We start from the raw sequence: 26,894 nt of genomic DNA on the forward strand, positions 1-26,894 counted from the left end.
GCGATGCTTATAGATAATTATCGATGCCTGATTACCTTTGCATGGCATAAATCCAGTGATAACAACATCAAAAATCAATAAGAATTATGAAACCAACATTATTGCTCCTCGCTGCAGGAATGGGTAGCCGCTACGGTGGTTTAAAGCAGCTCGACGGTCTCGGCCCGAACGGTGAAACCATTATGGATTATTCTATCTTCGACGCTATTCGTGCCGGATTCGGAAAGATTGTGTTCGTCATCAGGAAAGATTTCGAAGAACAGTTTCGCCGGCAAATTCTAACGAAATATGAGAACCATATTCCCACCGAACTGGTGTTTCAAAGCGTTAACTCGCTGCCCGAAGGATTCGCTCTGCCCGAAGGGCGCGAAAAGCCTTGGGGCACGAACCATGCCGTGCTCATGGCAAAAGATGTTATAAACGAACCCTTCTGTGCAATTAACTGCGATGATTTCTACAACCGCGACAGCTTTGAAGTGATTTCCAGATTTCTCACCAACCTACCCAAGGATTCAAAAAACAAATATGCCATGGTGGGTTTCAGAATAAGCAACACGCTAAGCGAAAACGGAACCGTTACACGCGGTATCTGCACCAAGAATGGGCAGGGACATCTCACTTCGGTTGTAGAGCGTCAAGATATTGAACGGCGCAACGGACAAGTGATGTTCAAAGACGAAGAAGGCCTATGGGTGCCTGTACCCGACGACACGCCCGTTTCAATGAATGTATGGGGATTCACGCCCGAATATTTCGACCACAGTGAGGAGTATTTCAAACAATTCCTCTCCGACCCGAAGAACATCAGTAATCTGAAATCGGAGTTTTATATTCCTACAATGGTCAACAAGCTTGTTACCGACGGCACTGCTACAGTCGACGTGCTCGACACCACAAGTAAATGGTTCGGCGTTACTTATTCGGCCGACCGCCAAGGAGTGGTCGAGAGAATCAAAGCCCTCGTCGACGACGGAACCTATCCCTCAAAACTCTTCTAACCCTCCAAAACGCAGGCCGGTACAAGAAAAATAAACCGGCCTGCCTTATTTCACTTTTCAATCTCAAAACACAAGATGAACATATCGCTACTAAACCCGCAGCAACTAGATATTTTGAAAAACACCATATCACAGGCACAGCACATAGTGATTTGCGCGCATAAATCGCCCGATGGCGACGCAGTTGGCTCTGCGCTGGCCTGGAAAAATTATCTTGAAAATACGGGGAAAACCGAAGTCCAGATTTGTTTGCCCGACCAAACGCCCGACTTCTTGCATTGGCTGCCCAATCACCGGCAAATTCTACGCTACGACAGGGGGCCTGACAAGGTTAAAGAAGTGTTCCATAAGGCCGACCTCGTGTTCTGTCTCGACTTCAACCAATCATCCCGGCTCGACGATATGCAAGCGGCACTCGAACTTTCGCAAGCCCCACGCATACTTATCGACCACCATCTCGACCCCGACACCAATTGCGCACTCACCATTTCGCACCCCGAAATGTCGAGCACCAGCGAAATAATATTCGACCTCATTTGGCAGCTGGGCGCCTACGACAGCATGAGTTGCGATTGCGCCGCCTGCATCTACTGCGGAATGATGACCGACACGGGCGGATTCACCTACAATTCCACCCGGCCCGAAATCTATTTCATAATCTCAAAACTCCTCGAAAAAGGCATCAATAAAGATGAAATCTACAACCTCGTCTATCACAACTTCTCGGCCAACGCCATCAAACTCCGGGCCCACATAATACTAAACAAGCTCAACGTAATCGAAGAACTCCACGCCGCCTATTTCACCGTTACCAAAGACGAAATGCGAAAATTTCATTTCATCAAGGGCGACATGGAAGGTTTGGTGAACATTCCGCAAAAAATTCGCGGCCTGAAACTCAGCATATCGTTGCGCGAAGATACCGAACGACCGAACCTAATCCTGGTTAGTCTTCGTTCGAGCAACGGATTCCACTGCCAACCCATGGCCACACGCTTTTTCAACGGCGGCGGGCATGCCGATGCATCGGGCGGCAAACTGTTTTGCACCATCGAAGAAGCCGAACAAATAACCCTCCGCGCCCTCCTGGCCTATAAAAACGAATTGCAGCAAAAGTCGGCTAGATAATCTCGCGCCGACTCCCAAAACATAATTCAAATTAACCCGCTTAAAGCCTCTGCAGAAAGAAACCGTTTGGTTTGATGCTCGCGGAACTCCCGCAACGATAAAACTATTTGGTTTGATGCTCGCGGAACTTCCGCAACGATAAAACTATTTGGTTTGATGCTCGCGGAACTTCCGCAACGATAAAACTATTTGGTTTGATGCCCGCGGAACTCCCGCAACGATAAAACTATTTGGTTTGATGCTCGCGGAACTTCCGCAACGATGAAACCATTTGGTTTGATGCTCGCGGAACTTCCGCAACGATGAAACCGTTTGGTTTGACTCTCGCGGAACTCCCGCAACGATGAAACCGTTTGGTTTGGGCCTTGCAACACCATTGCAAGCGAGAAACTAAAAGGTTTGAGCCTTACAACACTGTTGCAAACAAGAAACCAAAAAGTTTGGGCCTTGCAACAACGTTGCAAACGAGAAACCAAAAAGTTTGGCCCCTGCAACAACGTTGCAAACAAGAAACCAAAAAGTTTGGGCCTTGCAACAACGTTGCAAACGAGAAACCAAAAAGTTTGCCCCTTGCAACAATGTTGCAAGCAAGAAACCAAACAGTTTGGGCCTTGCAACACCATTGCAAACAAGAAACCAAAAAGTTTGGGCCTTGCAACACCATTGCAAACAAGAAACCAAACAGTTTGGGCCTTGCAACACCATTGCAAACAAGAAACCAAACAGTTTGGGCCTTGCAACAATGTTGCAAGCAAGAAACCAAACAGTTTGGAATCTGAATGTCGTAATAATCTTCTCACGTAGAATTCGATATCTATAAAGAGCTATAACGCAGATTAAATTCATCTTAGATTATCTTACCTTTGCTCACCTAAAAAGGCAGACAATTAGGTATATAACCGAATTTCGGCCATCACAAAATGAAACGCAAAACAATGAACGAAGAACTACAAAACTCAACGGCACGACGACCAAACAGACGACGTGAACCGATGAAAAACGACCGTTTCCTGAAACTTAGACAATGGCTCAACGCAATTTTTATGCTCGGAGCCATTGTCGGAGTAATTATATATCTAAGTCCCGAAACAAGAACCGTCGGCACCATTATCATTCTTGTCGCTATAGTTTTCAAACTCGCCGAAGCCGCACTCCGAATTATCCGTTGATGAATCGAACACTTTTCTCATTTATTCTTTTGTTGATAGCTGCATCAGTAGTCAAAGCACAAGATGTGAATAATCGTAACGACGATTCGTTCGCAGCCGACGGATATAGAAACGACCGAAATTTCGGCCGCTCGGATTCCATTCAGAATAATCACAAAATAATTCCGCGAGGACTTAGAGTGTGGACAATCGACGAGAGATTCGGCGATAAACACTCCGCCGTACCCGACACAATGTCGTACATGTACATGAACAGCATCTTCACCACCGGACTGCGGAGCGAATTCAACGCCCTGGGTAATCTGGGTGCACCGCGGCAAAACAGGATATTCATAGACCGGTCGAGCGTATCGGAATTTCTTTTCACCGACCCATACAACTTCATCGTAAAACGCCCTAGCGAAGTACTGTTCACCTCAACCCTGTCGCCAATCACGGTAGCATCCTACAACACAGCCGGCAACCGTACCAACGGCGAAGACCATTTTAATGTACTCTTTGCCGTAAACGCCGGACGCAAACTGGGCGCAGGTTTTCAATTAGACTATCTCTACGGACGCGGATACTATGCCAATCAAAGCACCTCACACATCAATTACTCCATGTGGGCAGCCTATCAGGGCGAGCGTTATCAATCCAATTTGTTACTCTCGCTTAATCATCAAAAAGTAGCCGAAAACGGTGGAATTGCAAGCGATGCCTATATAACTCATCCCGAATCGTTCAGCGACTCGTATAGCGAGGACGAAATTCCAACCATATTGAAACAAAACTGGAATCGCAACGATAATCAGCACATATTCTACAATCATCGCTACAGCTTGGGATTCTTCCGTAAAGTTCCAATGACTAAAGAAGAAATCGAAGCCCGGAAATTTGCCATCAAATCACAGCAAGCCCAAGCAAAACAAAAAGCTAAAGAAAAAGCACGCAAAGAAGCCGAAAAAAACGGCGAAGAATTCGACGAAGAAGAATTCGAACGGCAAAACACTTCGAGTGGAAGGCCCGACGACGCCCGTATTGCAGGCGATGCACCGGTAGCAAAGCCCAAAGCAAACGACGACCGACTCACAGTTAGCCTACAGGATTCAGCACAGATGGCCGAGTTGGCCAAGATTCCAACAACAAAAAAAGATACCGCCTCGCAGTGGATGAAAGACGAATATGTACCCGTAACCAGCTTTATTCATACGGCGCGATTCGACAATTTCCGAAGACTGTACCAGGCATATCAGTCACCTGCCAATTTCTATGCGAACAATTATTACGCATCGAACACCTTTTCCGGCGACTCCATTTATGACCGCACCCGCCATTGGTCGCTCAAAAATACGGTTGCCGTAGCCCTGCTCGAGGGATTTAATAAATGGGCAAAGGCCGGAGTGAAAATATTTGCATCGCATGAGCTGCGTCACTACGAACTACCCACAACCGACGTACCTATAGGTTCGCCGTCAGTTAAATTCAACGGTTACGAAAGCTGGAACAAACACGACATTTCAATAGGCGGACAGCTACTGAAATCCGAAGGAAAAGCTCTGCACTACGACATCGCCGCCGAAGCATGGCTAGCCGGCGACCGAGCCGGACAATTGCATATCGACGGGCACGCCGACCTCAACTTCTCATTACTGGGCGATACCGTAAGACTAGCAGCCACAGCCTTTTTACATCGCTCGGCCGCATCCTTTTATATGAATACCTTCCGCTCGCGACACTTCTGGTGGGACAATAATCTGGAGCAAATGATACATTCGCGCGTCATGGGCGAATTTGCACTGAAAAAGATAGGAACGAAAGTGCGCGTGGGATACGACCTGCTGAAAAACTACACCTACTTCGGCCTACAAAACAACCGACGTGCAAACGGCGACAATTTTCTCATCGAGAATCTTCAAACGAATGTTCGACAGGAATCGTCGGCCATAAGCCTGCTCACACTGCAACTGCAACAAAACTTCAGCATCGGTCCGCTAAACTGGGAAAACGTACTCACACTACAGAAATCCAGTAAGAAAGATGTTCTGCCAGTCCCATTGTTCAATGCTTACACCAACCTTTACCTGCGGTTCAAGATAGCCAAGGTGCTGCATTGCGATCTCGGTGCCGACCTGCGATATTTCACCGAATACTACGCTCCGGAATATATTCCCGGCATCGGAGCTTTCGGAATTCAAGAAACCGCCGCCAGTCGCACCAAGATTGGCAACTACCCAGTTGTGAACGTCTACGCAAACTTCCTGCTTCAACACACACGTTTCTTCATCATGATGTCGCATGTTAACAACTACAGCGGCGGCGAATATTTCTTTACGCCCCACTATCCTCTAAACGGTCGGATATTCCGCGTCGGTCTAAGCTGGAATTTCTTTAACTAATCTGCCATCGAATGACAAATGTCAAGACAAACTCGCCTAGGGCATGGATTCTTGCAGCCCGCCCGAAAACCCTCACCGGAGCCGCCGTGCCTGTGATGATTGGTGCCAGCTATGCCTTGAAAACTAGCGGATGGCACGAGTTTCGTGCTCTGCCCGCATTGCTTTGTATGCTATTTGCTTTCATGATGCAAATCGACGCGAATCTGGTAAACGATTATTTCGATTTCCTCAAAGGCAACGACGACACAACCACCCGAATCGGTCCACGCCGAGCCTGTAGCGAAGGATGGATAACCGTACGAGCCATGCGCCTGGGCATAATCATCACAAGTATTGTTTCGGCCCTACTCGGCTTGCCGCTCATCCTTTTCGGCGGATGGGAAATGATTCCTGTAGGCGCATTGTGCCTACTGTTCTGCTTCCTCTACACCACAAAACTTTCCTATCTCGGACTGGGCGATGTGCTCGTGCTCATATTCTTCGGTATCGTTCCCGTTTGTCTCACGGCCTATGTAAGCTCGCGTATCCTTTCGATGGAAATATTATTATCCTCGATTGCTTGCGGAATAGTTATCGACACTCTGCTCGTTGTGAATAACTATCGCGACCGTGACAACGACCGACGCGACGGAAAGAAAACTCTGGTTGTACGAATCGGCAGTCGACTGGCCGAACAGCTTTACCTGTGGCTCGGCCTAGTGGCCAGTATAATTCAAGCCATAATAATTGCAGATATCAAAGCCACGGCACTCGTGGTCTACGCAACTCTACACATCGCTACCTACAGGCAAATGTGTGCCACGAATCACGGAAAACAACTCAACCGAATCCTCGGCATAACCGCCCGTAACATGTTTATCTACGGCATAATCGTCTCGGCAATCATAATCCTCACATAAAAACTCTCATGATACAAAACGCAAACCTCGACCTAGTAGCTTTCGTAGAGCAGCAAATTCTGCCACGCTATGCCACATTCGACAAAGCCCACGGACTGATACACGTTCAGCGCGTCATCAACAACTCACTCGAACTGGCACAGATAACCGGCGCCAACCGCAACATGGTTTATATCGTGGCAGCCTATCACGACCTCGGAATGGAAGGTCCGCGTGCAATTCATCATCTCACCGGAGGAAAAATTCTCCAAAACGACGCCCGATTGCGCAAATGGTTCTCGGCCGAACAGATTCGCATCATGCGCGAAGCCGTTGAAGACCATCGGGCCAGCAGTTCGCGAACACCGAGAAGCATATACGGAAAAATTATTGCGGAGGCCGACCGTGACCTGGAGCCCGAAATAGTATTCACCAGAGCCATACAGTTCGCCATTGAGAACTCGCCAAATGCTCCGGTCGACAAATTATGGCAACAGTTCAAACGACACATCCACGAAAAATATGGTCGAAACGGCTACATAAGTCTCTGGATTCCCAATTCGCCCAACGCCCGAAAACTCGAAAATATTCGCTTCTCAATTGACAATGAAGAAACCCTCAAAAGCATCTTCGACAGAATCTATCTGCAAGAAACATCCCACCTGATGAACAACGAACAACTAATGCAGCGCGCCATCGAACTCTCAATTGAGAGTGTGGCTAATGGTGGCGGACCGTTCGGCGCCCTCATCGCACGCAACGGCGAAATCATAGCCGAAGCAAGCAACAGTGTAACTCTAAGCAACGACCCCACAGCCCACGCCGAAGTGTCGGCCATCCGTAAAGCCTGCCAAAACCTGGGCACGTTCAACCTGTCGGGTTGCGTAATCTTCACCTCATGCGAACCATGTCCAATGTGCCTCGGTGCAATCTACTGGGCCCGGCTCGACAAAATACTCTATGCCAACACTCGCAAAGACGCCGCTGCTATCGGGTTCGACGACGAATTCCTCTACAAAGAATTAGCCCTCCAACCGCAATATCGCAGTAAACCATCCGAAACCATCATGCGTTCTGCCGCCCTCGTAGCCTTTGAACAGTGGCAGAAGAAAAGCGACAAGACCGAATACTAATCCCTCCTTTTTAATAAACCGTCCTCACTTATATATCTTATACCCGAGTTCGGTTTAAGAACCAGCTTAAGCCTCCGATGAGCCAATGTGTAACAACGGATGCCTATTCGGGCGCTAGCCCGCATATGTAGGGACAGACCCCGTGTCTGTCCGAGCCCCACATCAATTCGGTTTACCGACCGCATAACAATATTTAGTCCTGTAGCGTCCGGATGCGGACAGACACGGGGTCTGTCCCTACATGCGGTCGTTCCGACCGAGTGGGAGCCTCTATCAAACTGAGCTCGCATATTTTTTGTTTTTTCATCACAGAGTGTCTGCGGTCGAAAATCATTTTTGTTTTTCCGTCACAGAGTGTCTACGGACGAAAATCATTTTTGTTTTTTCGTCACAGAGTGTCTGCGGTCGAAAATCATTTTTGTTTTTCCGTCACAGAGTGCCAGCGGTCGAAAATCATTTTTGTTTTTCCGTCACAGAGTGCCAAACAACGGATGCCAATTCGGGCGGAAGACCCGCATGTAGGGACAGACCCCGTGTCTGTCCGCCTCCACGCCAACTCGGTCTACCGACCGCATAACATATTTCCCCATCGTCCGGGTGCGGACAGACACGGGGTCTGTCCCTACATGCGGGCTAGCGCCCGAGTGGGAGACTCTATTAAACCGAATTCACATATATCTATCATGCCATCGGGTTAAAATAAAGCTAACCCGGTGACCGATTTTCGCCCCCCGAGTTTCAGGGACGCCAACTCGGTGACCGTTTTTTGCTCCCCGAGTTTCAAAGACGCCAACTCGGTGACCGTTTTTTGCTCCCCGAGTTTCAAAGACGCCAACTCGGTGACCGTTTTTTGCTCCCCGAGTTTCAAAGACGCCAACTCGGTGACCGTTTTTTGTTCCTCGAGTTTCAAAGACGCCAACTCGGTGACCGTTTTTTGTTCCCCGAGTTTCAAAGACGCCAACTCGGTGGCAGGTTTTTGCTCCCCGAGTTTCAGGGACGCCAACCCGGTGACCGGTTTGAACCGTTTTAATTCTCAAGAGCTTGAACATACTTAAGGGAATAATCTCCTGAAATTATGTGATATAAAACATTTTACCTAAATTTGTGAACAAAGGTTCCGACCGACTATTCCATTCCGAATCATAACTCAATAAACAATTCACGCGATATGCAAGAAACCCCATCATTCATCCTGAAAGTTTACCTCCACAAGCAGGGCACAAACCCTAGTATTAATTAATTTATAAGAAAGGAACTTGATTATGAAAAAACATTTATTCCTTGGTTTTATCGGACTATTAATGTTCGTAACACCCTCTTATGCCAACGGTGATGAAACGCTCATCCCAAACCGATGCAACATTGAAAACAGCCTCGTGTACGAACCTATAAACGAGGTTAGCATTGCATTCATTGGCAGCATTGCTGTTGCCAAAGACGCAAAAGCAATCATTACGTGCGGCGACAAAACAATGGCAACCGGTGCAATTACATCCTACGACTATCATACGAAAGATAGTACGGAAGGCTTCGCCATCATAACCTTCGACAATATTGCTCTTCCCAAAGGCAAATCCTACAAATTGGAAATCCCATCGGGAGCAATTTATCTGAAAGAAAATCCAGCCGTTAAAACAGGAAATCTCAAAATCGATTTCAAAGTTCCGGAAAAGATTACAGGCGCCGAATGTTCGGTTAAGAACGGTTCCTATGTAAACTCTGAACAGATGATTTGGTTCTACTACAGAACGGAGACCGAACCGATTGGAAAACCAACCATGACACTGTATCGTGAGGGAGTTCCCGTGAGAACCTTCGAGGCTCATGTGGGCTGGGATTGGAACTTGGGACAGGCGTATGTCGACTTCGGAACTCCAATTAACTTCGAAAGAGACGTTCACTACTCTGTCGTGATGCCCGAAGGAAGCCTGAGCCCCAGATTCCGAACAGACATAACCAACGAAGAAGCAAGAGTTGATTTCATCGGAGGATATACCGAGCCGGCCGACTCGATAACCTATGTATGGTGCAGCCTCTACGACCAGCGCGACAGCACCGACGTGCTCGGAGAGGTTCGTTTCTTCTACGACCGACCCATCATGCTTTCGCCCAACCCGAAGATCCAACTGTTCGACACAGACGACAATCTGATTAAAGAAGTTACCCCAACACTAACCGAAGAAAACGGGAAATGGGTTGTTTTCTGCGATTTCGGCGGCGTGAAAATTCCGAATAGAGGCTGCAACATAGTCATTCCCGAGGGAACCATCATCTCGGCAAACGGCAATGTGGCAGTAAATTCCAAGAACAAACTGGGTGTGAATATATTCACCGAGGTTGACAAGGTATCTACCAACGACATCAAAGTCAAGGTATCCAATCTTAGAGTCATCATCGACAATGCCCCAATAAACGAAATGCTGACCGTGTATTCTACCGATGGAAAGAAAGTAGTCAATCACCTTATATCCTCTCCGTACTTCACATTTGAATTGCCTTCAAAGGGTGTCTATATCATTTCCATTAACGGAAAATCACTCAAAGTTGCTACCCAACGCTAGTTTGTTTTGAACAATCATCATCCATCTCCTATTTGTGGAGTAAACATAAACACAGGGCCGGTTCTCTTATTGAGAACCGGCCCCAATTTTTTTATTTCAGGGGCTAAAAAGGTTTATCGGAACGTCGCATTCCGGTAATATTACGTACATAACCCCATTCAACATTCCTCCCGAACTCACGTAATAATTGTTATTGATGCCAGGCCGATGAAATGCTACCCGCCAAACATCCCTAATACATAGGCTGCCTAAGGGCTAGCATGGAGTTATTCGACTTTATTATTTACTTTTGCAACTCTTCAAACCAAATGAGAAATAAGACAATCATATTCTTTCTACTCTCAGCCGTGATGTTTGCTGTAGCCAGTCGCGAGGTGTCAAGTTCAAGGACGACGCCCCGACGAATGGTTAACGACAGCATCGAAGTGGCAGTCGATTCTCTCATTCGGAACATCAAACCAACAACCGCTCCCCAATCAATTACCCTAGACACCATCGGAATGGACTCACTCGCACGAGCCATATACATGCACAATAAATCGGTCGACGATTCAATTCGAGCCGACAGTCTACAACGCATGAAATCGAATGGAATAGAATCGCCGGTAACCTATTCGGCCAACGACTCGCTGGTCTACGACGCCGAAAGCGGTATGGCCTATCTATACGGCTCTTCGAAGGTCGACTATCAAGCCATGAAACTCACTAGCGACAAAGTGAGTATCGATATGGCCAAGAATACCGTAACCGCAATCGGAACACCCGACTCGACAGCCGACGACGGACAAAAAGGGAGACCACTCTTCTCCATGGGAAAAGACGAATACAAAAGCGACACGATGGCCTTCAACTTCAAATCGAAAAAAGGACTCATCAGTGGAGTATACACCAAACAAGAAGATGGATTCCTAACCGGCGAACGAGCCAAACGTGACTCATCGGGAGTTATATACATACAGCGCGGACGCTATACAACCTGCGACGCTCCGCATCCCGACTTCTACATAGCGCTCTCCAGAGCCAAAGTAAGACCAAACAAAGACGTGGTATTCGGACCAGCCTATCTTGTGGTGGCCGACGTTCCGCTGCCACTCGCTATACCATACGGTTTCTTCCCATTCTCAAAGAAATATTCCAGCGGATTCATCATGCCAAGCTATGGCGACGAAAGTACGCTGGGATTCTATCTTCGCGATGGCGGCTACTATTTCGCCATAAACGACAAATGGGACCTGAAACTCCTCGGCGAAATCTATACCCTCGGCTCATGGGGCGCGAGTGCAGCCAGCAACTACCGTAAACGCTACAAATACTCTGGTTCGCTCCTGGTGAGTTATCAAGATACAAAGACAGGCGACAAAGGATTACCCGACTTCACCGAACAAGAAAGCTTCAAAATACAATGGAGCCACAGACAAGATCCGAAAGCCAACCCATTCTCGTCGCTTTCGGCAAGCGTGAACTTCGCAACATCAAGCTACGAACGAAATAATCTCAACAGTATGTATAACCCACAGCTCATGACACAATCCACTCGAACATCGTCGGTGAGCTGGAGTACTAACTTCTCGAGCATCGGCCTCTCACTTAGCACTACAATGAATCTGTCGCAAAACACACGCGACTCAACCATACAACTCACACTTCCCGACCTGAACATAAACCTGAGCCGATTCTATCCCTTCAAACGCAAGAAAGCCGTTGGAAAAGAACGCTGGTATGAGAAAATTTCAATGAGTTACACCGGGCAAATCTCAAACTCCATATCAACAAAAGAAAATCGGATCCTACACAGTAATCTCCTTAAAGATTGGAAGAACGGCATGCAACACAGCATACCAATCCAAGGCACATTCACACTCTTCAAGTATATAAACATGTCGCTCTCGATGAATCTCAACGACCGCATGTACACCCGGAAAGTAATGCGCTCGTGGGACAACACCCGACAAACCGAAGTACGCGACACAACCTTCGGATTTCACAACATCTACGACTGGCGAATGAGCGTCTCGGCCAGTACTAAGAGATATGGTTTCTGGACACCGAACAGAAAAATATTCGGCGACAAAATCCAAGTAATTCGCCACGTCTACACACCGCAAGTAAGTTTCACCTATTCACCCGATTTCAGTACGCCTTTTTACGGCTACTACTCCAGCTACCAATACACCGACGCCAACGGACAGGTTAAACTAATAGACTACTCCCCCTATCAAGACGAAATCTACAGCGTGCCCGGACGTGGTAAAACAGGCATGGTTACCTGGGATATAAGCAACAATATCGAAATGAAAATCAAGAGCGACAAAGACTCCACCGGCTTCCGAAAAATAAGTATCATTGACGAGCTCGGCGCAAGCATGTCCTATAACGCCGCAACCGACTTCCACAAATGGAGCGACCTTAGCATGCGCCTACGACTCAAATGGTGGAAAAACTATACATTCTCGCTCAACGCCCAATTCGCAACCTACGCCTACGAACTCGATGCCAACGGCAAACCCTTCGTAGGTAATCACACCGAATGGGGATTTGGCAGGCTACCCCGATTCCAAGGTATGTCGCAGAACTTCTCGTTCACCCTCAACCCCGAGAAACTCAAGAAATGGTTCGGCCCTAAAGAAGACCGGGATAATAAGGAAACCGACTACGACGACGGACCCGACACCAAAATTGAATCAAACATGGACGACGACATGGAACGAGGAAAACATGCCGCCAAGAAAAACAATCTTGCCGCAACCGACGACGACGGCTACATGAACTTCTCCATGCCATGGTCTATAACCTTTGGCTACGGAATAACCATGCGTGAAAACACCTACGGAAAGTTCAACACTGCCACAATGCGCTACCCATACAAATTCACGCAAACCCTTAACGTGAGCGGCAATATCAGAATAAGCGACGGCTGGAACATAAACTTCTCAACCGGCTACGACTTCGAAAACCATGCCCTGAGTATGACTACCGCCAGCCTCTCGCGCGACCTCCACTGCTTCAATATGAGTGCATCAGTGGTTCTGGCCCCCTACACATCCTACAACTTCACATTCCGTTGTAATGCCGCAACCCTTACTGACGCCCTGAAATACGACAAACACAGTGGCATCACCAATGCAGTGCAATGGTATTAATCTCACCAACCATAAAAGCCTATGTGCAAAGACGCGCTTTTGCATTATTGGCCTAATCTGCTACCTTTGCAAGCGAGTTTTTATATATTATTAAAGAAAAACAGAATGATAACACTTTCCAATCTTGCCATACAATTCGGCAAGAGAGTTCTTTACAAGGACGTAAATATCAAATTCACACAAGGAAACATATATGGAGTCATCGGAGCAAACGGAGCAGGGAAATCAACTCTGCTACGCGCAATCTCGGGAGAACTCGAACCGAATAAAGGAACGGTTGAACTAGGCCCGGGCGAACGCCTCTCCGTCTTGGAGCAAGACCATTTCAAATACGACGAGTTTGCCGTGATGGATACCGTGCTTATGGGGCACGAACCGCTTTGGAAAAACATGAAAGAGCGCGAAGCTCTTTACTCTAAGCCCGAAATGACGGAAGAAGACGGTAATAAAGCCGCCGAACTAGAACTGCGTTTCTCAGAGATGAACGGATGGGAAGCCGAGAGCGATGCTGCTCAGCTGCTGCAGCATCTGGGAATAGGCGAAGCCATGCACAGCAAGCAGATGTCTGAACTATCGAACAGCGAGAAAGTACGCGTGATGCTTGCAAAAGCTCTGTTCGGAAAACCGGAAAATCTGCTTCTCGATGAGCCCACCAACGACCTAGACCTCGAAACTGTGGAATGGCTCGAGGATTATTTGGGCGAAATCGACGAGAATCAAACTGTGCTGGTTGTTTCGCACGACAGACACTTCCTTGATTCAGTTAGCACTCAAACCATCGATATAGACTTCGGAAAGGTGACGGTATTTGCCGGAAACTATTCGTTCTGGTACGAAAGCTCGCAGCTTGCTCTCCGTCAAGCACAGAACCAGAAACTCAAAGCCGAGGAAAAGAAAAAACAACTCGAAGAGTTCATTCGTCGTTTTTCGGCCAATGTTGCCAAGAGTAAGCAAACAACGTCGCGTAAGAAGATGCTCGAAAAGCTCAATGTGGAAGAAATTCGTCCATCGAGCCGCAAATATCCCGGAATAATCTTCTCCATGGAGCGCGAACCTGGTAATCAGATTCTTGAGGTGCAAGACCTTAAAGCAGTCGATACCGATGGAACCGTTCTGTTTGACAAGGTGAATTTCAACATCGAGAAAGGGCAAAAAACTGTATTTCTTTCCCGTAATCCGAAGGCAATGACAGCCCTATTCGAAATCATAAATGGAAATCGGTCAGCCGAAGCAGGAACCTACAACTGGGGTATAACCATCACTACAGCCTATTTGCCACTCGACAATACTGCATTTTTCGACAGCGAACTCAATCTGGTTGATTGGCTTTCGCAATATGGCCCCGGAAATGAGGTCGCAATGAAAGGCTTCCTGGGACGGATGCTTTTTAAACAGGAAGAGGTCGAAAAGAAAGTAAACGTGCTTTCCGGAGGAGAAAAAATGCGTTGTATGATTGCCCGAATGCAACTGCAAAATGCTAATTGCCTCATTCTCGATACGCCCACGAATCATCTCGACCTCGAAAGTATACAGGCGTTCAATAATAATCTCGTGGCATTCAAGGGAAACATAATCTTCAGTTCGCACGACCACGAATTCATCGAAACCGTAGCCAACCGTATAATCGAATTAACTCCCAACGGAACTATAGACAAGCTCATGAACTACGACGAATATATTCATGATGAACAAATAAAGGCGCACCGCGAACGAATGTACAGCTAATTGGCATGGCATTTGAGAAGCCATATACCTATCAAACAAACAAAACAATTATGAGCGACAACACAGACAAAAAAATCAATATTGAAGCCGAAGAACAGTCGGTTAATACTCACGAAGAGAAAGAAATAGAACAAAGTCAGCCGGAAGAAACAACCAATGAGGGAACCGAATCTACCGATGAGGAAACCGATTGGAAAGACAAATACATTCGACTCTTCGCCGAATTCGAGAACTACAAAAAGCGAACACTCAAAGAAAAAGCCGAACTTCTGCTCAACGGAAGCGAAAAAACTATTGCCATCATCCTTCCTGTACTTGATGATTTCGAGCGTGCACTGGCCGACAATACCGACGACCCAAAAGCCATCAAAGAAGGCTTCGACCTCATATTCAAGAAATTCGTAAAGACTTTAGAAGGCATAGGCGTCGAGAAAATCAAAACTGAAGACCAGGATTTCAACGTCAACTTTCACGAGGCCATTGCAATGGTGCCAGGAGTGGACGACGATAAGAAAGGAAAGGTTATAGACTGTGTACAAACCGGCTACATGTTGAACGATAAGGTTATTCGCCATGCCAAAGTGGCGGTTGGACAATAATATCCGAAAACTGCAATGGCAAAGAGAGATTACTACGAGGTGCTAGGCGTTGATAAAAACGCATCTGAAGACCAAATTAAAAAGGCTTATCGAAAGCTGGCTATCAAATATCATCCCGACCGTAACCCGGACGACATCAAGGCCGAAGAGAAGTTCAAAGAGGCCGCCGAAGCATATGATGTTCTGCACGACGCTCGCAAACGTGAACAGTACGACCAGTTCGGATTCAACGCCCCGGGAGGATTCGGTGATGGATTCAGCGGCGAAGGATTCTCAATGGACGACATATTCTCCATGTTTGGCGAAGTGTTCGGCGGGCATGGTGGCGGAGGTAGAGCTCAACAGCAAAAGTTTCGCGGAGCCGACCTGCGTTTACGAGTTCGCCTGTCACTGCAAGAAATTTCAACAGGCGTCACAAAGCGTTTCAAACTACGAAAGGATATAACCTGCGAGCACTGTCACGGCACAGGGGCAGAAAGTAATGACGGTATCAAAACCTGTCCAAATTGTAACGGTTCGGGCGTGGAAATAAGAACTCGCGAAAGCATTTTCGGTCTTATGCAAACCCAGGGACCATGCCACATTTGTCGTGGCGAAGGCAAAATAATAGTTAATAAGTGCCAACATTGTGGAGGCGAAGGCATCGTAAAAGGCGAGAAGGTTGTCGAGGTGAAAATTCCAGCTGGTGTGTCAGAAGGTATGGTTATAAACGTTCCGGGCAAAGGCAACGACGCTCGTCACAACGGTATCCCTGGGAATATCCAGATTTATGTCGAGGAAGAAGAAAACGACACTTTCGTGCGCGACGGACAAAATGTCATCTACAACCTTCTGCTCGATTTCCCTACCGCAACACTCGGCGGCCAAGTTGAAGTTCCAACCATCGACGGCACTCGTGTGAAAATCAGAATTGAACCCGGCACACAGCCCGGCAAAACGCTCCGCTTACGAGGAAAAGGACTTCCGGCAGTCGAAGGATATGGCAACGACACAGGCGACCTGATTGTTCAACTAAGCGTTTTCGTTCCGAAAGAACTCACAGCCAGTGAGAGACAGGCCGTGGAAAGCATGAGTAATAGCGAGAATTTCAAAGGCGACCAGGAAACCAAGGCCACCATATTCCGAAACTTCAGAATGCTGTTCAACTAATCAGTAAACTAATTCAAAACGTCGATGCACGCTGCATAAGGCTTTCACATAATTTTTTCGAGCCTATGCAGCGTGCATATTATCCGTAGGTTCGAGGGGCTAAAACATCTGCACAATTTGGCGATATGCCGGCAATTTCTACCCAACGACCACTCGGATGGAACGACCACACGTAGGGACAGACCTCGTGTCTGTCCGATCCCATCCGTCAAGGGACAGGATAAATATATAATCCGACAAAAACACGAGCGATTGTACATGTATCCGGCATAAAGGTCGAGCGGGAGTTTCTCTTAAACCGAACCTTGCGCATATTATATAAAAGGTGATATCGTAGCCATGCGCATTGCGCATAAGGCGTTTTATGATGTCCGATTTCTCCATGCATATGGCATTGACAAAAAATAATAATGATGAACTATCAGGAAACTGTAACATACCTTTTCAATAGCACCCCAGTATTCGAGCATATCGGTGCAGCGGCCTATAAAGAGGGATTGCACAACACCCAGGCCCTCGACCAATATTTCGGCCATCCACACACCCAATTTCGCACTATTCACATCGCCGGAACAAACGGAAAAGGCTCGTGTTCGCACACGATAGCCTCAATTCTGCAAGCCGATGGATGGAGGGTGGGGCTCTACACCAGTCCGCATCTCGTAGACTTCCGCGAGCGCATCCGCGTAAACGGTGAAATGATATCTGAACAATATGTCGTGAACTTCGTCGAAAAACATCGCAACTTTTTCGAGCCCCTGCACCCATCGTTCTTCGAACTAACCACGGCTCTGGCATTCAAGTATTTCGCCGAGCAAAAGGTCGACATCGCCGTGATTGAAGTAGGCCTCGGCGGCCGTCTGGATTGCACGAATATCATCACCCCAGAACTGTCTGTAATAACTAATATTTCGCTCGACCACACCCAATTCCTCGGCTCCACACTCGGCCAGATAGCCACCGAAAAGGCAGGCATCATCAAAGCCGCAGTACCAGTGGTGGTTGGCGAAACACTTCCTGAAACTAGACAGGTATTCGAAAATACAGCACATCGACTTAAAGCCCCGATAATTTTTGCCGACGACGAGCCAGAAGTTATCAAAGTTCACGATGGGCCAACCTATCTCACACAGCACTTCGGCCAAATTAAAGGCCAGCTTCAGGGCACATATCAAACCCGTAACATCAACACCATTCTCACATCTGCGCAAGTATTGTCCCGGTATAACATAATCCGTCGCCCGGATAGCATCCGTCTCGGCCTCCGATCCGTATGCGAGTCAACCGGACTGATGGGCCGATGGCAAAAGCTCGGCAACAATCCAACAATTGTATGCGACACCGGACATAACCTGGCCGGATGGCAGTTTCTCGCCCCACAAATCGAATCACAACCAGGCCAGACGAAACGCATCATCTTCGGAATGGTCGACGACAAAGACCTCGAAAGCGTCATGGCAATCCTGCCACGCAATGCCAAATATTATTGGACTCAACCATCGACCCATCGCGCAATTCCGGTCAGAACCATAGAAACAAGCGGCAGAAAGCATCACCTCGTCGGAAAACAATTCAGCACAGTACTCGAAGCCTACGAAACCGCGCTGACCGACGCCTCGAAAACCGACTTCATATTCATAGGCGGCTCAAGCTACTTAGTGGCCGATTTGCTGAGCGCAAAACCATTTAAAGTTTGAAGAAATGATAGACTATCAGACAATCATCCAAAAATATTATCCCACCAATAATCGGCTGCGCCACATTCTGCTGGAACACAGTCGCAGCGTAACCCAAAAAGCCCTTCGCATAACCCAACTCCACCCCGAACTCAAAGCTAATGAAACCTTCATCGAAGAAGCCGCCATGCTGCACGACATCGGCATATACCTTTGCAACGCCCCCGGAATAGAATGTTTAGGTAACGAGCCCTATATATGCCACGGCATTCTGGGCGCCAACCTAATGCGCCACGAAGGCCTTCCAGAACACGCCCGAGTGTGCGAACGTCACACCGGTGCCGGCCTAACCCGTACAAGCATAATCGAACAGAACCTCCCCCTACCCCATCGCAATTTCCTCCCTGAAACCATCGAGGAAAAAATTATCTGCTATGCCGATAAGTTCTTCTCCAAAACTCATCTCGACCACGAGAAAACCATCGAGGAAGCCGAACAAAGTATCTCGAAATTCGGTGCCGAAGAACTTGCTCGCTTCCAAATCTGGCACTCCCTCTTCGCCGAAAAAACCTTGTAAAACACAAGGCAATAACACTACCGGCCAACCACCCGACACATTTTGCCGTTACAGGGCTTTTTACCTATCTTTGCGAGCCATATAAGGCAACGTAAATACAATGAAAATCAATCATTCAATATAATCCTATGGAAATAGCAGAAAGATTTATTAATTACACAAAGTTCGACACCCAGTCAGCCGAAGACTCAGAAACCGTGCCGAGCACATTGAAACAACTAACCTTCGCAAAATATCTCAAAGAAGAACTCGAACGCGAAGGACTCAAAGATGTAGAAATGGACGAGATGGGCTACATTTATGCCACTCTCCCAGCCAACACAAAGAAAAAAATCCCAACCATCGGATTCATCTCACACTACGACACAGCCCTTGACGCAAGCGGAGCCAACGTAAAAGCACGAATCGTGGAAAACTACGACGGAAACGACATACAACTCAACCCAAATATGATTTCGTCGCCAAAAATGTTCCCCGAACTACTCGCTCACAAAGGCGAAGATATAATCGTAACCGACGGCACAACACTTCTCGGTGCTGACGATAAAGCCGGAATAGCCGAAATCGTTCAGGCAATGTGCTTCCTGCGCGACCATCCGGAAATCGAACATGGAGACATAAGAGTAGGCTTCAACCCCGACGAAGAAATAGGACTCGGAGCACGCCATTTCAACGTAGAAAAGTTCGGATGCGAATGGGGATACACCATCGACGGCGGTGACCTGGGCGAACTCGAATACGAAAACTTCAACGGCGCAGCAGCAAAGGTGCTCATCCACGGAGTAAGTGTTCACACAGGTTACGCCAAAGGCAAAATGATAAACGCCGGACGACTGGCCTGCGAATTCAATAATATGATTCCCGAAACCGATATTCCCGAAACCACCGAAGCCTATCAAGGATTTTATCATCTCACCGGAATCGAAGGACGATGCGAGGAAGCCAAACTAAACTACATCATCCGCGACCACGACCGCGAAAAATTTGAAGCCCGTAAACGATTCATGGAAGAGTGCGCCAAACAAATGAATGCCAAATACGGCAAAGGCACCGTAGAACTCAAGCTCAGCGACCAATACTATAACATGAAGGAAAAAATAGACCCGAACATGCACGTCATTGACCTTGTTCTGAAAGCAATGGAACAAAGCGGCGTTGCTCCCAAGGTACAGCCCATACGTGGAGGAACCGACGGCGCCCAACTAAGCTTCAAAGGGCTACCATGCCCGAACATCTTCGCCGGAGGAGTAAATTTCCACGGTCCGCACGAATTCGTTTCTATTCAGGTGATGGAGAAAGCCATGCAGGTAATCATAAACATCTGCCGCCTCACAGCCGAATTCAACGACTAAGTAATACCCTCTTTTTTCATTCGCCCGCCCGCCTCGAAACACAGACGAGCGGGCGAAAAGCTTAACTAAATCGCCCTTAATAAAGGAAGAAAGCATTTATAAAATAAATTCAGGATAAGTAAACACAATATATGTCGGAACTCCCCTCCCTTGTCAAAGATCTCGCATTGATTCTTGCCGTTGCAAGTATCGTTACGCTTCTATTCAAAAAACTCAAACAACCCCTCGTACTGGGATACATCGTGGCCGGATTTCTAGTTTCGCCACATATGCCCTACACCATGAGCGTAATGGACAAAACCGACATTCAAACCTGGGCCGACATTGGAGTGATTTTCCTTCTTTTCGCGATGGGACTTGACTTCTCGTTTAAGAAGATTCTGAAACTCGGTACATCGCCATTCATTGCCGTAAGCACTATATTCTTCTCGATGCTCGGACTGGGATATATGGCAGGTCACATCTTCGGATGGACTCACATGGAATGCATCTTCCTGGCCTCTATATTCGGAGTATGCAGTAGCACCACCATCATCTACAAAACCTTCACCGACCTGAAACTCAAACAGCAAAAGTTCACCACGCTAGTGCTAAGCGTTCTGGTATTAGAAGATGTAATCTCTATAATCATAATGGTGATGCTCTCTGCAATAGCCGAAGGAAACAGCGTTGACGGCGGACAGTTTGTGGGCATTCTCTTCAAAATCGGATTCTTCATCGTTCTGTGGTTCGTCGTTGGAATCTTCTTCGTCCCTATGCTACTGCGCAAGGTTAGGAAGTTACTTACAAACGAAATCCTCGTTATTGTTTCGCTCGGCCTATGCTTTGTCATGGCAATCGTCTCGTCGATGGTGGGATTCAGCAGCGCTTTCGGAGCATTCGTCATCGGCTCCATTCTGGCCGAAACTGTCGAAGGCACTAAGATAGCCAAGGTTGTCGACCCTATAAAAGACCTCTTCGGCGCAGTGTTCTTCGTATCAGTTGGAATGCTCGTCAACCCCGACGTACTAGTAGCTTACGCCATACCGATTCTTGTAATCGTAGGCGCTATTATTCTCGGACAAGCCATCTTCGGAACAATGGGATTCGTACTTAGTGGACAATCACTCAAAACAGCCATGCGATGCAGCTTCTCAATGGCACAGATAGGCGAATTTCCATTTATCATCGCATCGCTCGGTCTGTCGCTTGGCGTGATAGGTAATTTCCTCTATCCCGTTATCGTAGCCGGCTCCGCAATCACAACCTTCCTCACACCCTACACCATCAGAGCATCCGTGCCGTGTCACAACTTCATAGAAAGACATCTGCCAACCAAATGGCTCAAAGCCCTAGACAGAATGACAACCGGCGAAGAACGACTCGCATCCGACAGCAAATGGCGTTCATTAATCACAGCCATGCTTCGCAACACGCTCATATACTCCATTCTCACCATAGCCGCAATTGTACTCATGCTCACCTTATTCCTCCCCTTCGCGCAACACCTGATGCCACAAGGATGGTGGGCCAATATTGTGTGCGGAGTTCTCACATTCATCATCATTGCCCCATTCCTTCGCGCAATCATCGCTAAGAAAAACCACAGTGAGGAATTCACTTATCTTTGGAACGCTCAACGTCGAAACCGACTACCGTTACTCTTCACCATCCTCGTGAGAGTGATGATTGTCGTAGGCTTTGTGTTCTACATCTTCAACCGACTCAGCCACTTCTCCATGGCCCTCATTGCAAGCATAGCCATGGCTTCGATAATCCCAATGTGGCTATCACGAGGGCTCAAAAAGCGAAGCATACGCATGGAACGACTCTTTGTGCAGAACCTTCGTTCAAAGGATATAGAAGCCGTAGTACTGGGATATAACAAACCTAATTTCGCACGAAACCTGCGCGATCGTGACGTACACATCTCCGACATCGAATTGCCCGAAAACAGCATCTGGGCAGGCAAAACGCTCAAAGAACTCAATCTCGGCCGTCGGTTCGGTATCCACGTTAGCAGTATTCTACGCGGCAAACAGCGCATCAACATTCCCAACGGACGAACGCACCTTTTCCCTTTCGACAAGATTCAAGCCATCGGAAGCGACGAACAGCTCACAGCCTTCGACACCGCAGTGAACGATAATCTCATTTCCGGCGACCCCGACATTGAGAAGCGCGAAATGGACTTGCACCAACTCATGATTCATTCTGGCGACCCATTCGTTGGCAAAACCCTTCAAGAAAGTGGCATTCGCGACAAATACAACTGTATGATTGTTGGCGTAGACGAAGGCCAAAAGAATCTCTCACCCATCAAACCATCGCACATCCTCACCGCCGGTGACATTCTCTGGATAGTCGGCGAAAAAACAGACATCGACCGTCTCCTATCCCTCCAACAAGCATAAAACCCTGCGATTGGCAGAACCTAAATACGAGTCTCAAGAAAATTTCAAGCTTTGAAACTGTGCGTTTCGACTTGAAAAATGGTGATTAGAAACATCTGCTACGTTTATAAAGGCAATTCAGGGGTTAATATTATAGACTTTTGTCTCGTCACAACTCTTATCTCATAACTATTTGCCTTTTTTATTACACTATCTCCGACTTGTACTGTACGTAGATTCCACTTTGGAGATATAACTAATTCAATAAGATATCCATTTGTGTCAATACCGCTAATATAATATTCACGTGTCTTCTTTATACTTATAACTTTCACACTATAAGATTGCCTTTTAACATCCTCATTATACGAATGATTTGACAACTTCCCTTGTTTAATAAAAATGAGAAAAAGAATTACACAAAGGACTGGCCATAAAGCATATTTTCTTAAAAAAATGGTATCCATGTACGTCCTCCTCCTTTTGATAAATCAAAACGTACAGGGTTGACATTTAGGCTCACCCCAAACGATCTTGATAGATTAGTCTCATAATATCCATTTTTCCCCTGTTCCGCACTTGTCCCATATAAAAATCCCAAATTTCCTACAGATAAGCCATTTAATATCTCGAGCCCTCTATAACTATCAAATGAATTTAAATCATTTTTGTTTAGGTTCTCATACATAATGAAGTTTCCATATGCGTTTACACTCCTCAGCAGAATTAACCCTTTCATCCCAATAAGCTTTCTTGTCTTCGGTTTCAACCCATCCCATTCCATTTGGGTCAATTATTCTAATAGGATTTCCACCACCATATATATAAACACTGGTCTGAATATATTTCTCTGCCAATGGGTCTACTCCATACCAAATATTTGCAATAGGATTCATATAACTCGCTCCGTAATAGTATAATCCCGTCTCTTGGTCGAATTCCTTACCATTGAACTTATACGGTATATCCTCTGAAGATGTATGTTCATCCACAAGGAGTTCGCCATACGGTAGGTAAACATCAAACTGGGTGATGTTGGCCTTGGCATCGGTAATATAAGATGTACTGCCGAGATGGTCACTATGGTAGAAGAAGATATCCTCGATGTTGGTTGTGTCAGCAGGGACATAACCATAACCCGGCTGCGCATTGTCGGGGTCTTCGGGTGCTCCCCATTGGATGGGTGGCCCCGGAGGTGTACCCGGTGTGGTATTTATCTTCGGTCGCTGCACCCAACCTTCAGGCACGGAATGGTCGCCCAAATCCCCAATAATGTCGTTATAACCACGGTGGGTGTTGTCAGGATCTGCCGTTGCGCCCTTCATCGTAGGAACACCCGGAGGTGTACCGAGCGATTTATAATACTCCTCGCGCTGTTTCTCTATTTCCAGCATACGGGCGGCATAGTCTTTCTGACCGGCCGTGACATTATTGCCACTGATGCCATAGACGTTGTTGAACTTGCCCATACCGAACTTACTTGCTATGCGTTTATCACTGATAAGTGAGTGATTTGTCAAATACTGGCATCCGTAGAGTTTCAAGCACTGAAACGGTGCGTTCCATAGGATGAAACTGTAGGTTTCATAGGATGGAATCATGCGTTTCATAGGATGAAACTGTGCGTTCCAATGCTTGGAATTTTTCTGAGACTCTATTTTATTCATATGAGTAACGGTCGATGTAGTTATCGAAGTCCAATTCTTCGGTATAGCCATATGAGCGGAAGATATTTATAATACCCTTTTGCTGCTTGGGTGTTAGGGTGAGCTGTCCGTTCATGTAACGGTAGTAGGTGGGGCGACTACTGAGGTATTGCTGGATTTCTCTGCGTATCGGTGTGTCGTCCACGTGCTTTACGTTGAGAAACAGTTTGCGAAATCCCCACGTTGCGCGTATCATCCGCTTTTCTATGTAGAACCGGTACTTCTCGTTCTGCAAGGTATTGGGATAGATGGCAAAGCCCATCATCTTGTCGGCAGGCAGATGCTGACCGGCAAAATAGTGCATGCAAGTGTCCTTGTGCGTGCAATCTTTGTTGAAACAGAGTTCCCATGTGGATGGGACAGAAGTGAAGTTGAATGGCAATTTATCCTCACTTTCTTCCTCAGAAAAACCTTCAGCACAATTTTTGGAATGCATTAAAACACGTAAGTTTTCTTGGAAAAGAATTTCTTGACGGCTCATTTGGGAACCAAAATATTTTGGAGAATAAAAACGGTCAATTTCGGTCTGCTTCAGGTTTTTATACCCAAGAGCCATTGCCATCTCAGAAAGCAAATCAAGTCGAAACGAATTGCTACTCTCAAAATGTGGCGATTTGTCATTCAGGCTATCAAGATACTCTCTCCAAGCATGTCTTACTTTATTATTATCTTGAAAGACGACATCAATAGTATTTAGAGCATCCACCCATTCTTTTGTTATTGGATTAGATTTTCTGTCAGCCATTAACGTTAGAAAAAGTCGTAATTGAGCATCTTTCTTGGCTTTTCTATCTTGGTATTCAGGGAAGATACTCTATAAGGCTTTGGATTTGGAAAGGTTGTTGGATAAATATAAGAGCATTGAGAAGTAATACAGAATAGGGAAAATAAGAATATTGATGTATGAATTGAGGTGAGCTTCAATGTAGAATCATTCCTATGTGCTTCTGGATTTCTCTTATAAGATTTGCTTTGTAACGACATCATCAAAGTGTAGGTTTGCCCAGTCTATAAGGGAACTGATGGCAGGCATGAGCGACTTGCCCGTGTCTGTGAGGGAGTATTCCACACGTGGCGGAACGACAGGATAAACCTCGCGATGTATTAAGTTATATTGTTCTAAATTCTTCAACGTTGAAGAAAGCATTTTCTGCGAGCAATCGGTCATGTGCTTATGCAACTCGCTAAAACGTAACACGCCAGTCTCACTGTTATGAAGCGAATAGAGGACAAGCATCGACCATTTGTCACCAAAGCGGCTGATGACTTGTCGGATTGGGCAGGCTAAATAAGCAGGGTCAACATTTTTGTTTGTCATTGCTTCAATGTCTTTACCAAACAAAGGTATGAAAAGAATGCCAGTTACGTATTCTTCATAACTTAATATTTATTAATGCCGTTTTCAGAAAGTTTCCATATATTACTATTTCCTACTTTTTGGTAAGTATATCACCATTTTGTGCCTTCTTGTAAGCAGTGATTGTTTGTGCTAACTTCGCATCGTCAAAAGTAATAACAAACAATAATTTAAAATATAAATGACAATGGAAAAGAAAACATTTATGGCAGAGAACGAGAATGTTCAGAAGGTAGTAGCACTCCTTAAAGCAATCGAAACTGGCGACACGGTTGCTGTGGGATATGTAGACGCAGATAACTACAAACAGCATAACCTGACCGTGGGCGATGGTCTGGCAGGTTTCGGAGTAGCTTTGGCAGGGTTGGCAGACTACCCGGAGAAGGCAAGGGTGAATACTGTACGTGCCTTTGGTGATGGCGACTTTGTTGTTGCGCAGACTGATTACAACTTCTATGGTCCAAAAGCAGGTTTTGACATCTTCCGTTTTGAAGATGGAAAGATTGTGGAACATTGGGACAACCTCATGCCTTATGATGGTAGTAAGAATCCCTCTGGCCATACTCCATTTGATGGTACAACAGAGTTTGCAGACTTCGACAAGACAGAAGAGAACAAGGCGTTGGTGAAGAACTTTGTCATTGACGTACTGAAAGGTGAGCACCCAGAGCGTCTTACTTCTTACTTCAACGGGAACAGCTACATCCAGCACAATATATCTATTGCAGACGGACTGGACGGACTTGGCAGTGCATTGGAAACATTGGCAAAGCAGAACATCAAGATGGAGTATTTCAGGTTGCACAAGGTTCTTGGTTGCGGTAATTTCGTTCTTGCTGTCAGTGAGGGAGCATTTGCAGGTAAGCCCACCAGCTATTATGATTTGTTCCGTGTGGAGGATGGAAAGATAGCCGAACATTGGGATGTAATGGAAACCATTGCGCCTGAAAGCGAATGGAAGCATCAGAATGGAAAGTTTAATGGACTGAATTAAGC

At 46.6% G+C, this 26,894-nt stretch carries 21 protein-coding genes and 3 pseudogenes; 17 read left to right on the top strand and 7 right to left on the bottom strand.

Translation table 11 applies throughout. From position 1 onward, the window contains the following. Positions 1-86 precede the first annotated feature (86 nt). A complete protein-coding gene (locus tag HMPREF9140_RS04440; protein ID WP_006952042.1) occupies positions 87-998 on the top strand; it encodes a sugar phosphate nucleotidyltransferase in 912 nt (303 codons plus the stop codon). A 75-nt stretch (positions 999-1,073) separates the two neighbouring features. After that, entirely contained in the window at positions 1,074-2,126 is a 1,053-nt protein-coding gene (locus tag HMPREF9140_RS04445; protein ID WP_006952043.1) for a DHH family phosphoesterase, read from the top strand. A 185-nt stretch (positions 2,127-2,311) separates the two neighbouring features. On the opposite strand, the gene HMPREF9140_RS10460 is transcribed toward HMPREF9140_RS04445, so the two are convergent. Then, positions 2,312-2,926: a hypothetical protein gene (locus HMPREF9140_RS10460; RefSeq protein WP_155799216.1), complete on the bottom strand. Its 615-nt coding sequence runs from the start codon at positions 2,924-2,926 to the stop codon at positions 2,312-2,314. A 120-nt stretch (positions 2,927-3,046) separates the two neighbouring features. On the opposite strand from HMPREF9140_RS10460, the gene HMPREF9140_RS04455 reads away from it, so the two are divergent. The 5 genes and pseudogenes from HMPREF9140_RS04455 (at position 3,047) to HMPREF9140_RS10730 (ending at position 7,684) form a co-directional block, all read left to right on the top strand. Beyond that, entirely contained in the window at positions 3,047-3,295 is a 249-nt protein-coding gene (locus HMPREF9140_RS04455) for a hypothetical protein (protein WP_018572246.1), read from the top strand. After that, entirely contained in the window at positions 3,295-5,673 is a 2,379-nt protein-coding gene (locus HMPREF9140_RS04460) for a putative porin (RefSeq protein WP_006952051.1), read from the top strand. Before HMPREF9140_RS04455 ends, HMPREF9140_RS04460 begins: the two co-directional genes overlap by 1 nt. Before the next feature lie 11 nt (positions 5,674-5,684). Next, entirely contained in the window at positions 5,685-6,572 is an 888-nt protein-coding gene (gene menA, locus HMPREF9140_RS04465) for a 1,4-dihydroxy-2-naphthoate octaprenyltransferase (RefSeq protein ID WP_006952052.1), read from the top strand. Positions 6,573-6,580: 8 nt separating this feature from the next. Next, a pseudogene (locus HMPREF9140_RS10725) lies at positions 6,581-7,201 on the top strand (HD domain-containing protein); the annotation flags it as partial. 15 nt (positions 7,202-7,216) lie between these two features. Then, positions 7,217-7,684 carry a nucleoside deaminase gene (locus HMPREF9140_RS10730; RefSeq protein WP_238300892.1) on the top strand — a complete coding sequence of 156 codons (468 nt, stop codon included), beginning with the start codon at positions 7,217-7,219 and terminating at the stop codon, positions 7,682-7,684. Positions 7,685-8,378: 694 nt separating this feature from the next. Here HMPREF9140_RS10730 and HMPREF9140_RS04475 read toward each other — a convergent pair. Further along, positions 8,379-8,687: a hypothetical protein gene (locus HMPREF9140_RS04475; protein WP_040556348.1), complete on the bottom strand. Its 309-nt coding sequence runs from the start codon at positions 8,685-8,687 to the stop codon at positions 8,379-8,381. Positions 8,688-8,946: 259 nt separating this feature from the next. Here HMPREF9140_RS04475 and HMPREF9140_RS04480 point away from each other — a divergent pair, with 259 nt between their 5' ends. From HMPREF9140_RS04480 to HMPREF9140_RS04520, 9 genes are all read left to right on the top strand, one after another. After that, positions 8,947-10,245, top strand: a complete 1,299-nt coding sequence (locus HMPREF9140_RS04480) for a DUF6383 domain-containing protein (protein WP_006952055.1) — start codon at positions 8,947-8,949, stop codon at positions 10,243-10,245. 308 nt (positions 10,246-10,553) lie between these two features. Continuing rightward, entirely contained in the window at positions 10,554-13,385 is a 2,832-nt protein-coding gene (locus HMPREF9140_RS04485; RefSeq protein WP_006952058.1) for a putative LPS assembly protein LptD, read from the top strand. A gap of 105 nt (positions 13,386-13,490) precedes the next feature. Next, complete coding sequence (locus HMPREF9140_RS04490) at positions 13,491-15,110, top strand: ABC-F family ATP-binding cassette domain-containing protein (protein ID WP_018572243.1); 1,620 nt, start codon at positions 13,491-13,493, stop codon at positions 15,108-15,110. Between the two features lie 50 nt (positions 15,111-15,160). Continuing rightward, positions 15,161-15,709, top strand: a complete 549-nt coding sequence (locus HMPREF9140_RS04495; protein WP_006952061.1) for a nucleotide exchange factor GrpE — start codon at positions 15,161-15,163, stop codon at positions 15,707-15,709. Between the two features lie 15 nt (positions 15,710-15,724). Further along, on the top strand, positions 15,725-16,858 hold the full coding sequence (dnaJ, locus tag HMPREF9140_RS04500; RefSeq protein WP_006952063.1) for a molecular chaperone DnaJ: 1,134 nt from the start codon (positions 15,725-15,727) through the stop codon (positions 16,856-16,858). Positions 16,859-17,271: 413 nt separating this feature from the next. Further along, positions 17,272-18,555 carry a bifunctional folylpolyglutamate synthase/dihydrofolate synthase gene (locus tag HMPREF9140_RS04505; protein ID WP_006952065.1) on the top strand — a complete coding sequence of 428 codons (1,284 nt, stop codon included), beginning with the start codon at positions 17,272-17,274 and terminating at the stop codon, positions 18,553-18,555. 7 nt (positions 18,556-18,562) lie between these two features. Then, positions 18,563-19,111: an HD domain-containing protein gene (locus HMPREF9140_RS04510; RefSeq protein ID WP_025073403.1), complete on the top strand. Its 549-nt coding sequence runs from the start codon at positions 18,563-18,565 to the stop codon at positions 19,109-19,111. Between the two features lie 128 nt (positions 19,112-19,239). Continuing rightward, complete coding sequence (gene pepT / locus HMPREF9140_RS04515) at positions 19,240-20,463, top strand: peptidase T (RefSeq protein WP_006952068.1); 1,224 nt, start codon at positions 19,240-19,242, stop codon at positions 20,461-20,463. A gap of 131 nt (positions 20,464-20,594) precedes the next feature. Then, positions 20,595-22,856: a cation:proton antiporter gene (locus tag HMPREF9140_RS04520; protein WP_006952070.1), complete on the top strand. Its 2,262-nt coding sequence runs from the start codon at positions 20,595-20,597 to the stop codon at positions 22,854-22,856. A 104-nt stretch (positions 22,857-22,960) separates the two neighbouring features. Here the strand turns inward: HMPREF9140_RS04520 and HMPREF9140_RS04525 are convergent, their stop codons facing one another. The 5 genes and pseudogenes from HMPREF9140_RS04525 to HMPREF9140_RS04540 all read right to left on the bottom strand — a co-directional run bounded on the left by HMPREF9140_RS04525 (position 22,961) and on the right by HMPREF9140_RS04540 (position 25,859). Continuing rightward, positions 22,961-23,302: a hypothetical protein gene (locus tag HMPREF9140_RS04525; RefSeq protein ID WP_006952072.1), complete on the bottom strand. Its 342-nt coding sequence runs from the start codon at positions 23,300-23,302 to the stop codon at positions 22,961-22,963. 312 nt (positions 23,303-23,614) lie between these two features. Continuing rightward, positions 23,615-24,553, bottom strand: a pseudogene (locus tag HMPREF9140_RS04530) (RHS repeat domain-containing protein); the annotation flags it as partial. Further along, complete coding sequence (locus HMPREF9140_RS04535; protein ID WP_026253272.1) at positions 24,495-24,923, bottom strand: DUF6078 family protein; 429 nt, start codon at positions 24,921-24,923, stop codon at positions 24,495-24,497. The pseudogene HMPREF9140_RS04530 and the gene HMPREF9140_RS04535, both read right to left, overlap by 59 nt. A gap of 18 nt (positions 24,924-24,941) precedes the next feature. Next, a pseudogene (locus HMPREF9140_RS10900) lies at positions 24,942-25,352 on the bottom strand (DUF6680 family protein); the annotation flags it as partial. A gap of 147 nt (positions 25,353-25,499) precedes the next feature. After that, positions 25,500-25,859 carry a winged helix-turn-helix transcriptional regulator gene (locus tag HMPREF9140_RS04540; RefSeq protein WP_006952080.1) on the bottom strand — a complete coding sequence of 120 codons (360 nt, stop codon included), beginning with the start codon at positions 25,857-25,859 and terminating at the stop codon, positions 25,500-25,502. 226 nt (positions 25,860-26,085) lie between these two features. On the opposite strand from HMPREF9140_RS04540, the gene HMPREF9140_RS04545 reads away from it, so the two are divergent. Beyond that, complete coding sequence (locus HMPREF9140_RS04545; protein ID WP_238300883.1) at positions 26,086-26,892, top strand: nuclear transport factor 2 family protein; 807 nt, start codon at positions 26,086-26,088, stop codon at positions 26,890-26,892. Positions 26,893-26,894 lie beyond the last annotated feature (2 nt).

It is taken from the genome of Prevotella micans F0438 (assembly GCF_000243035.1).
Taxonomy (GTDB): domain Bacteria; phylum Bacteroidota; class Bacteroidia; order Bacteroidales; family Bacteroidaceae; genus Prevotella; species Prevotella micans.

Excerpts from the sequence above, each read along its gene's own strand:
- HMPREF9140_RS04440 (WP_006952042.1), top strand. The coding sequence starts at position 87 with ATGAAACCAACATTATTGCTCCTCGCTGCAGGAATGGGTAGCCGCTAC.
- HMPREF9140_RS04445 (WP_006952043.1), top strand. The coding sequence starts at position 1,074 with ATGAACATATCGCTACTAAACCCGCAGCAACTAGATATTTTGAAAAAC.
- HMPREF9140_RS04455 (WP_018572246.1), top strand. The coding sequence starts at position 3,047 with ATGAAACGCAAAACAATGAACGAAGAACTACAAAACTCAACGGCACGA.
- HMPREF9140_RS04460 (WP_006952051.1), top strand. The coding sequence starts at position 3,295 with ATGAATCGAACACTTTTCTCATTTATTCTTTTGTTGATAGCTGCATCA.
- menA (WP_006952052.1), top strand. The coding sequence starts at position 5,685 with ATGACAAATGTCAAGACAAACTCGCCTAGGGCATGGATTCTTGCAGCC.
- HMPREF9140_RS10730 (WP_238300892.1), top strand. The coding sequence starts at position 7,217 with ATGAACAACGAACAACTAATGCAGCGCGCCATCGAACTCTCAATTGAG.
- HMPREF9140_RS04480 (WP_006952055.1), top strand. The coding sequence starts at position 8,947 with ATGAAAAAACATTTATTCCTTGGTTTTATCGGACTATTAATGTTCGTA.
- HMPREF9140_RS04485 (WP_006952058.1), top strand. The coding sequence starts at position 10,554 with ATGAGAAATAAGACAATCATATTCTTTCTACTCTCAGCCGTGATGTTT.
- HMPREF9140_RS04490 (WP_018572243.1), top strand. The coding sequence starts at position 13,491 with ATGATAACACTTTCCAATCTTGCCATACAATTCGGCAAGAGAGTTCTT.
- HMPREF9140_RS04495 (WP_006952061.1), top strand. The coding sequence starts at position 15,161 with ATGAGCGACAACACAGACAAAAAAATCAATATTGAAGCCGAAGAACAG.
- dnaJ (WP_006952063.1), top strand. The coding sequence starts at position 15,725 with ATGGCAAAGAGAGATTACTACGAGGTGCTAGGCGTTGATAAAAACGCA.
- HMPREF9140_RS04505 (WP_006952065.1), top strand. The coding sequence starts at position 17,272 with ATGAACTATCAGGAAACTGTAACATACCTTTTCAATAGCACCCCAGTA.
- pepT (WP_006952068.1), top strand. The coding sequence starts at position 19,240 with ATGGAAATAGCAGAAAGATTTATTAATTACACAAAGTTCGACACCCAG.
- HMPREF9140_RS04520 (WP_006952070.1), top strand. The coding sequence starts at position 20,595 with ATGTCGGAACTCCCCTCCCTTGTCAAAGATCTCGCATTGATTCTTGCC.
- HMPREF9140_RS04525 (WP_006952072.1), bottom strand. The coding sequence starts at position 23,302 with ATGGATACCATTTTTTTAAGAAAATATGCTTTATGGCCAGTCCTTTGT.
- HMPREF9140_RS04540 (WP_006952080.1), bottom strand. The coding sequence starts at position 25,859 with ATGACAAACAAAAATGTTGACCCTGCTTATTTAGCCTGCCCAATCCGA.
- HMPREF9140_RS04545 (WP_238300883.1), top strand. The coding sequence starts at position 26,086 with ATGGAAAAGAAAACATTTATGGCAGAGAACGAGAATGTTCAGAAGGTA.